This window comes from Halomonas sp. (assembly GCF_033549285.1).
Classification (GTDB): domain Bacteria; phylum Pseudomonadota; class Gammaproteobacteria; order Pseudomonadales; family Halomonadaceae; genus Halomonas.
Genome location: NZ_JAWSUJ010000142.1, coordinates 1 through 7,397 on the forward strand (window position 1 = coordinate 1; position 7,397 = coordinate 7,397).

Consider the following 7,397-nt stretch of genomic DNA (forward strand, 5'->3'; position numbering starts at 1 on the left):
CAGAGCGCGGCGTACTGCCGGGCGAGCGCCTCGTCGTCCTTCTTCTCGCCCGGGTTGAAGCGCACGTTCTCCAGCAGCACCACCTCGCCGTCGGCGACCTCGACCGCGCCGCCCAGGTAGTCCTGCACCAGGCGCACCGGGCGGCCCAGCAGCTCGCCCAGGTGCTCGGCCACCGGGGCCAGCGAGAACTCCTCGGCCGGCTCGCCCTCGGTGGGGCGGCCCAGGTGGCTCATCAGCATCACCCGGGCGCCGCCGTCCAGGGCGGCCTGGATGGTCGGCAGGCTGGCCCGCAGGCGGGCATCGCTGGTCACCTTGCCGTGCTTGACGGGCACGTTCAGGTCCTCACGGATCAGCACCCGCTGGCCGTTGAGGTCGAGGTCGGTCATCTTGCGCACGTTCATGGAAGCAGGTTCCTCGTCTGGGAAAGCCGAAGGGAGGTCATCTGTCAGGGGGCTCGGGCGGTGCCGGGGGCAGGGCGGCCAGGCGCCGGGCGACATCGAGCATGCGGTTGGCGAAGCCCCACTCGTTGTCGAACCAGCACAGCAGCTTGACCAGGCGGCCACCGGCCACCCGGGTCTGGGTGGCGTCCACGATACCGGAGCGCGGATCGTGGTTGAAGTCGACCGAGGCCACCGGCTCCTCGGTGTAGCCGAGCCGCCCGGCGAGGCGGCCACGGCTCGCCTCGGCCAGCAGGGCGTTGATCGCCTCGGCCGTGGTGTCGTGGCGCACGCAGATCGACAGGTCCATGGTCGAGACGTTGATGGTCGGCACCCGCACGTGAAGGCACTCGAAGCGACCGGCCAGGTGGGGCATCAGGCGGTTGATGCCGCGGGCGAGGCCCGTATCGACCGGCACGATGGAGTGCATCGCCGAGCGGGTCAGGCGCAGGTCGGTCTGGTGGTAGGCGTCGATCACCGGCTGGTCGTTCATCGCCGAGTGGATGGTGGTGGTCACGCCGTGCTCGATCTGAAGCGCCTCGTCGAGCACGGTGAGCACCGGCACCAGGCAGTTGGTGGTGCAGGAGGCCGCGGAGACGATGCGGTGGTGCGCGGCCAGGGTATGGTCGTTGATGCCGCTGACGATGGTGGCATCGACGTCGCTCTCCGCGGGCTGGGAGAAGAGCAGCCGCCCGGCGCCGGAGGCGAGGTGGCGCTCGGCGGTGGCCCGGTCGCGAAAGCTGCCGGAGCACTCCAGCACCAGGTCGATGCCGAGCTCGCCCCAGGGCAGCCTCGCCGGGTCGGGCTCGCAGAGCACCCGGATGGCCCGGCCGTTCACCACTAGCCGCTCGTCCTCCACCGCCACGCTGCCGGGGAAGCGGCCATGGGTGGTGTCGTAGCGGGTCAGGTAGGCGATGGTGGCGAGGTCCGAGAGCTCGTTGATCGCCACGACCTCGAGGCGCGGCTCTTCGTGCGAGGCGTGGCGCGACGCCTCGCTCTCGACGAGGGCACGCAGCACGCACTGGCCGATGCGGCCGTATCCGTTGATGGCGATGCGAAGGGCCATGGGGTGACAGGGACTCCGGGACCGGGAAACACGAAGCGGCGATTCTAGCGCATCTGCGCCCCGATCGTCTGCTCTAGGGGCCCACCAGTCGCCAGGCGAGCGGCAGCAGCAGGGCGCTGACGATGCCGGTCAGGCTCATGCCCAGCGAGGCGAAGGCGCCGGCGACGGGGCCGATCTCGAAGGCACGCACCGTGCCCAGGGCGTGGCCATTGAGGCCCAGGGCGAAGCCGATGATGCGCTCGTCGCGGATCCCCAGCAGGCGCGCGCCCAGGCCGACGAAGCCGATGGCCATCACCCCGGTGATCAGCAGGCCCCCCATCATCAGCGAAACCGAGCCGCCGAGCTGCTCGGTGATGCCGATGGCGATGGGGGCCGTGACCGACTTGGGCGCCAGCGAGGCGAGGGTCTCGGGCGGGGCGCCGAACAGCCAGGCGATGCCCACCGCATAAACGGCGGCGAGCAGCGCCGCCGGCGGCAGGCAGGCCAGCAGCGGTCGCCACAGCAGGCGGATCTGCGGCATCTGCTGGTGCAGCGGCAACCCCAGGGCCACCGTGGCCGGGCCCAGCAGCAACATCAGCCAGGCCGCCCCCCGGCGATAGTCCGCGTAGTCGATGGAGAGCAGGGCCAGCACGCCGGCCAGCAGCAGCGAGGCGACCAGGATCGGCGGGCACCAGGCGGGGGCACCCATGGCCCTGAGCAGTCGGATGCCGGCGACATTGGCGGCCAGGGTCAGGGCGATGGCCAGGATCGGGGTGGCCAGCAGGTGGTCGAGCAGCTCAGCCATGGCCGGGCTCCGCGGGGTCGCCCTGCGTCTCTCCCATCAGCCGGCGCATCAGCCACAGGGTGGTGAACACGCTGAGCAGGGTGCCACCGACCAGCGCCGCGAGGATCGCCGTCCACTGGCCGGCGAGCTCCTCGACGAGGAAGAAGACGCCCACCACCCCCGGCATGATCAGCATCGCCAGCACGGCGATCAGCGGCTGGGCCGCGGCGGCGATATCGTCGAAGCTGCCGCCGTGGAGCAGCAGCCAGGTCGTCAGCAGCAGCATGCCGACCACGCCGGCGGAGACCGGCAGCCCGGTGAGCGTCACCAGGATCTCGCCGAGCAGCAGGAAGCCCAGCAGCCAGAGAAAGCCGCGCAGTGCCGGCATGGGGATATCCTTTTGGAAGAGCGTTCGTGAGCAGGGTGGCGGGCGCGTCATGGCCCCCTTGAAAAGCCTCGAAGCGCTCCTATTGTGCAGATTACCGGGGCGATGTCAGCTCGAGCGGCGTCCCCCACCCATCGACTCGAGGTCAATCAGCGTAGGAGGTGTTCGTGATGTTCGGAGATCTCAGGCGTTTCGATACCGGCCGGACCCAGGGCGTGGACTGGTTCCGGCAACTGATGGACGAGATGCTGCCCGAGGCCGGTGCCGCGGATATCCGCTCGGTGCCCCGCGGCAGCTTCCCGATGATCAACGTGGGGCGCACCGACGATGCGATACGGGTCTACGTGTTCGCCGCCGGCCTGTCGGCCGAGGACCTGGAGGTGAGCCTCCAGGACAACGTGCTGACCGTCTCCGGCCGGCGTGGACCCGACGCCGCGCGCGAGGACGAGCCTGCACGCACCGACTTTCGCCGCGAGCGCTTCCGTGGCGAGTTCAGCCGCTCGCTGGCGCTGCCGGATGGCCTGGATGTCGAGCGTGCCGAGGCGCGCTTCCATGACGGGGTGTGCGAGGTACTGCTGCCCAAGCGCGAGGAGCTCAAGCCGCGGCGCATCGCGATCCAGGCGGCGTGAGACAGGTCGTGTGTTCGAGGACTTCCGAGGAGGTGAGCGAGATGAACGATGTGACCCGACACGATGCCCCCCAGGCGCCGGCCGAGCGCGAGGTGGAGACCCTGCTGCCGCCGGTGGATATCTTCGAGGACGGCAACGCGCTGCACCTGGTCGCCGACATGCCCGGCGTGACCCGCGAGTCGCTGCATATCGAGGTGGACAACAACGTGCTGAGCCTCGAAGGCGAGGTGCGCCTCGAGATGCCCGAGGGGCTGACCGCGATCTATGCCGAGGTCCGGGCCCAGCGCTATGCGCGGCGCTTCACCCTCAGCCACGAGATCGATGCCGAGGCCATCCAGGCACGCATCGACAATGGCGTGGTGGAACTGGTGCTGCCGCGCAAGGAGACCCACCGGCGGCGGCGCATCGAGGTCAAGGCGGCCTGAGCGGGCGCTGACCCGGCAGCGCCTGCCCCGTGCGGGCAGGCGTTGCCGTTGCATGCGCGGCCTCCTCTCGGTACGGTTTTCCCCTACGCTGGGAAGAGCGTATTCACCGGTACCAAGGAGAGGAACGACATGAACGATATCACCAAGCTGCTGGGCAGCGAGGCCGACACCCTGCTGGGACACGTCTGCCGCGGCGTGCCCGCCGAGACGATCCACCCACCCGGCCCGGACTTCGTCGACCGGGTGATGGCCCAGAGCGACCGTCGCCCCAACGTGCTGCGCAACATGCAGGCCCTGTTCGACCACGGCCGCCTGGCCGGCACCGGGTATCTCAGCATCCTGCCGGTGGACCAGGGCATCGAGCACTCGGCGGGGGCCTCCTTCGCGCCGAACCCGCGCTACTTCGATCCGGCCAACATCGTCGAGCTGGCCATCGAAGGCGGCTGCAACGCCGTGGCCTCGACCCTCGGCGGCCTGGCCAGCGTGGCGCGCCGCTATGCCCACCGGATCCCGATGATCCTCAAGCTCAACCACAACGAGACGCTGAGCTACCCGTCGATCTACGACCAGACGCTGTTCGCCCAGGTCGAGCAGGCCTTCGAGATGGGCTGCGTGGCCGTGGGGGCGACCATCTACTTCGGCTCCCACGAGAGCCGTCGCCAGATCATGGAGATCAGCGAGGCCTTCGAGCGCGCCCACGAGCTGGGTTTGGTCACGGTGCTCTGGGCCTACCTGCGCAACCCGGACTTCAAGAAGGATGGCACCGACTACCACGTGGCCGCCGACCTGACCGGCCAGGCCAACCACCTGGCGGCCACCCTCAAGGCCGATATCGTCAAGCAGAAGCTGCCCGAGACCAACGGCGGCTACCGTGACATCGGCTTCGGCCATACCCACGCCAAGGTCTACGATGAGTTGACCTCGGACCACCCCATCGACCTGGCGCGCTACCAGGTGGCCAACTGCTACCTGGGACGTGCCGGGCTGATCAACTCCGGTGGTGGCTCCAAGGGCGCCTCCGACCTCGTCGAGGCGGTGCGCACCGCGGTGATCAACAAGCGTGCCGGTGGCATGGGGCTGATCTCCGGGCGCAAGGCCTTCCAGAAGCCCACGGCCGAGGGCATCGAACTGCTCAACGCCATCCAGGACGTCTACCTGTCACCGGAAGTGACCCTCGCCTGAGGCGATCATGGCCACCAACGCAAGCGGGCCCGGCATCTGCCGGGCCCGCTTGCGTTCGGAACGAGGAGACGCCTGACGGGCTCAGCCCAGCAGGGACGAGGCCTCGGCGACCACATTGTCCACGGTGAAGCCGAAGTGCTTGAAGAGGTCGCCGGCCGGGGCGGACTCGCCGAAGGTGGTCATGCCGACGATGGCACCGTTCAGGCCCACGTACTTGTACCAGAAGTCGCGATGGCCGGCCTCGATGGCCAGCCGCGCGGTGACGGCGGCGGGCAGCACCCGCTCACGGTACTCGGCGTCCTGGCGATCGAAGAGGTCGGTGGAGGGCATGGAGACCACGCGCACGGCGCGCCCCTGCTCCTCGAGCCTGGCGGCGGCGTCCATGGCCAGGCCGACCTCGGAGCCGGTGGCGATCAGGATAAGGTCAGGCGTCACCACCTCGTCCTTGAGGATGCTCTCTTTCAATACGTACCCACCGCGCTGGATGTCGGCCAGCTGCTGCTTGCTGCGCGCCTGGTGGGGCAGTCCCTGGCGCGAGAAGACCAGGGCAGTGGGGCCGGAGCGGCGCTTGATGGCGGCATTCCAGGCCGCGGCGGTCTCCACCGCGTCGCAGGGGCGCCAGGTGGCCAGGTTGGGGGTGGAGCGCAGGGTGGTCAGCTGCTCGATCGGCTGGTGGGTCGGGCCGTCCTCCCCCAGGCCGATGGAGTCATGGGTGAACACATGGATGGCCTGCGTGCCCATCAGCGCCGCCATGCGCACGGCATTGCGCATGTATTCCGAGAAGATCAGGAAGGTGGCCCCAAAGGGCATGAAGCCGCCGTGCAGGGAGATGCCGTTCATCATGGCGGCCATGCCGAACTCGCGCACGCCGTAGTGCAGGTAGTTGCCGCCGGGCGCGTCGGGGCTGATCGCCTGGGCACCCTGCCAGAAGGTCAGGTTGGAGGGGGCCAGGTCGGCGCTGCCGCCGAGCAGCTCCGGCAGCTGGGGACCGAGCTCATTGAGGCAGGCGAGCGACGCCTTGCGGCTGGCGACACTGTCGCCCCTGGCCTGGGCCTCCTCGACCATCGCCTCGCTGGTCAGCTCCATCGGCAGCTCGCCCTTGAGGCGGCGCTGGAGCTCCCTGGCCTCCTCGGGGAAGGCATCGGCATAGCGCGCGAAGCGCTCCTGCCAGGCGTCCTGGCGGGCCTGGCCGGCCTCGGTGGCATCCCAGCCGCGGTAGATCTCCTCGGGCACGTGGAAGGGTGCGTGGGGCCAGTCGAGCTGCTTGCGGGCGGCGGCCACTTCCTCGTCGCCGAGCGCGGCGCCGTGGCACTCCTCCTTGCCCTGCTTGTTGGGAGCCCCGAAGCCGATGATGGTCTTGCAGATGATCAGGCTGGGCCTGTCGTCGTGGCTCTTCGCCAGCTCGATGGCGGCCTTGATCTCCTCGGGCTTGTGGCCGTCGACGTTGGGCACCACATGCCAGCCGTAGGCCTCGAAGCGCTTGGCGGTGTCGTCGGTGAACCAGCCCTCGACCTCGCCGTCGATGGAGATGCCGTTGTCGTCATAGAAGGTGATCAGCTTGCCCAGCCGCTGGGTGCCCGCCAGCGAGGCGACCTCGTGGGAGATGCCCTCCATCAGGCAGCCGTCGCCGACGAAGCACCAGGTGTGGTGGTCGACCACGGTGTGGCCGGGGCGGTTGAACTGGGCCGCCAGGGTGCGCTCTGCCAGCGCCATGCCCACCGCGTTGGCCAGCCCCTGGCCCAGCGGACCGGTGGTGGTCTCGACGCCCGGCGCATAGCCGTATTCCGGGTGGCCGGCGGTCTTGGCGTGCAGCTGGCGGAAGTTCTGCAGCTCCTCGAGGCCGAGCTCGTAGCCGGTCAGGTGCAGCAGTGAGTAGAGCAGCATGGAGCCGTGGCCGTTGGAGAGCACGAAGCGGTCGCGATCGGGCCAGTGGGGGTCGGCCGGGTTGTGGACGAGATAGTCGTTCCACAGCACCTCGGCGATGTCGGCCATGCCCATGGGCGCGCCGGGGTGGCCGGAGTTGGCCTTCTGGACGGCATCCATGGACAGGGCACGTATGGCATTGGCCAGTTCGAAACGGGACGGCATGGGAAGCTCCTCGCCTGCGGCAGAATGGAGGCCACGACACGGTCGGGCCAGGGGGAGTGGCCGGACGTGGCTTCTGGCTGGGTGACGCCGCGGGACGGGGCGGCGCGGTCGAATTCGGGCGCTCATTGTCGCCGACTTGCCGCCCCGACTCAAATCGCGGATGCCCGGGAGAGCCGCAGCGTGTAGACTTCGCGACTGCCTATTGCCGATACCAAGAGGGCCGAGGACGCCATGAGCGAATACTCCCTGTTCACCTCCGAGTCCGTGTCCGAGGGGCATCCGGACAAGATCGCCGACCAGATCTCCGATGCGGTGCTCGACGCCATCATCGCCCGCGACAAGAACGCCCGGGTGGCCTGCGAGACCCTGGTCAAGACCGGCGTGGCCATCGTCGCCGGCGAGATCACCACCTCGGCCTGGGT

Annotated in this window: 9 protein-coding genes; 4 read left to right on the plus strand and 5 right to left on the minus strand. The window is 69.3% G+C overall.

Features of this window, described 5'->3' with window-relative positions; all coding sequences use genetic code 11:
• From pgk to SCI24_RS19940, 4 genes are all read right to left on the minus strand, one after another.
• Positions 1 to 401: phosphoglycerate kinase (pgk, locus tag SCI24_RS19925; protein WP_318727037.1), on the minus strand; the 401-nt coding region annotated here is incomplete at its 3' end.
• 37 nt (positions 402 to 438) lie between these two features.
• The gene (locus SCI24_RS19930) at positions 439 to 1,503 is read right to left on the minus strand and encodes a type I glyceraldehyde-3-phosphate dehydrogenase (protein WP_318727038.1); all 1,065 of its coding nucleotides are present in this window, start codon (positions 1,501 to 1,503) and stop codon (positions 439 to 441) included.
• A 73-nt stretch (positions 1,504 to 1,576) separates the two neighbouring features.
• Positions 1,577 to 2,287: an LrgB family protein gene (locus SCI24_RS19935; protein ID WP_318727039.1), complete on the minus strand. Its 711-nt coding sequence runs from the start codon at positions 2,285 to 2,287 to the stop codon at positions 1,577 to 1,579.
• On the minus strand, positions 2,280 to 2,654 hold the full coding sequence (locus tag SCI24_RS19940; RefSeq protein WP_318727040.1) for a CidA/LrgA family protein: 375 nt from the start codon (positions 2,652 to 2,654) through the stop codon (positions 2,280 to 2,282). Before SCI24_RS19940 ends, SCI24_RS19935 begins: the two co-directional genes overlap by 8 nt.
• Before the next feature lie 167 nt (positions 2,655 to 2,821).
• Between SCI24_RS19940 and SCI24_RS19945 the strand changes: the two genes are divergently transcribed.
• The 3 genes from SCI24_RS19945 (at position 2,822) to SCI24_RS19955 (ending at position 4,887) form a co-directional block, all read left to right on the plus strand.
• The gene (locus SCI24_RS19945; protein WP_318727041.1) at positions 2,822 to 3,280 is read left to right on the plus strand and encodes an Hsp20/alpha crystallin family protein; all 459 of its coding nucleotides are present in this window, start codon (positions 2,822 to 2,824) and stop codon (positions 3,278 to 3,280) included.
• 41 nt (positions 3,281 to 3,321) lie between these two features.
• Positions 3,322 to 3,705: an Hsp20/alpha crystallin family protein gene (locus tag SCI24_RS19950; protein ID WP_318727042.1), complete on the plus strand. Its 384-nt coding sequence runs from the start codon at positions 3,322 to 3,324 to the stop codon at positions 3,703 to 3,705.
• A 129-nt stretch (positions 3,706 to 3,834) separates the two neighbouring features.
• Positions 3,835 to 4,887, plus strand: coding sequence for a class I fructose-bisphosphate aldolase (locus tag SCI24_RS19955; RefSeq protein ID WP_318727043.1), 1,053 nt, complete (start codon positions 3,835 to 3,837; stop codon positions 4,885 to 4,887).
• Positions 4,888 to 4,968: 81 nt separating this feature from the next.
• Here SCI24_RS19955 and tkt read toward each other — a convergent pair whose 3' ends face one another.
• A complete protein-coding gene (gene tkt, locus SCI24_RS19960) occupies positions 4,969 to 6,975 on the minus strand; it encodes a transketolase (RefSeq protein ID WP_318727044.1) in 2,007 nt (668 codons plus the stop codon).
• A gap of 231 nt (positions 6,976 to 7,206) precedes the next feature.
• On the opposite strand from tkt, the gene SCI24_RS19965 reads away from it, so the two are divergent.
• The coding region (locus SCI24_RS19965; protein ID WP_318727045.1) for an S-adenosylmethionine synthetase N-terminal domain-containing protein at positions 7,207 to 7,397 on the plus strand (191 nt) is incomplete at its 3' end.

Bases quoted from the DNA above. Each gene is read 5' to 3' on its own strand.
- SCI24_RS19930 (WP_318727038.1), bottom strand. From the start codon at position 1,503: ATGGCCCTTCGCATCGCCATCAACGGATACGGCCGCATCGGCCAGTGC.
- SCI24_RS19935 (WP_318727039.1), bottom strand. From the start codon at position 2,287: ATGGCTGAGCTGCTCGACCACCTGCTGGCCACCCCGATCCTGGCCATC.
- SCI24_RS19940 (WP_318727040.1), bottom strand. From the start codon at position 2,654: ATGCCGGCACTGCGCGGCTTTCTCTGGCTGCTGGGCTTCCTGCTGCTC.
- SCI24_RS19945 (WP_318727041.1), top strand. From the start codon at position 2,822: ATGTTCGGAGATCTCAGGCGTTTCGATACCGGCCGGACCCAGGGCGTG.
- SCI24_RS19950 (WP_318727042.1), top strand. From the start codon at position 3,322: ATGAACGATGTGACCCGACACGATGCCCCCCAGGCGCCGGCCGAGCGC.
- SCI24_RS19955 (WP_318727043.1), top strand. From the start codon at position 3,835: ATGAACGATATCACCAAGCTGCTGGGCAGCGAGGCCGACACCCTGCTG.
- tkt (WP_318727044.1), bottom strand. From the start codon at position 6,975: ATGCCGTCCCGTTTCGAACTGGCCAATGCCATACGTGCCCTGTCCATG.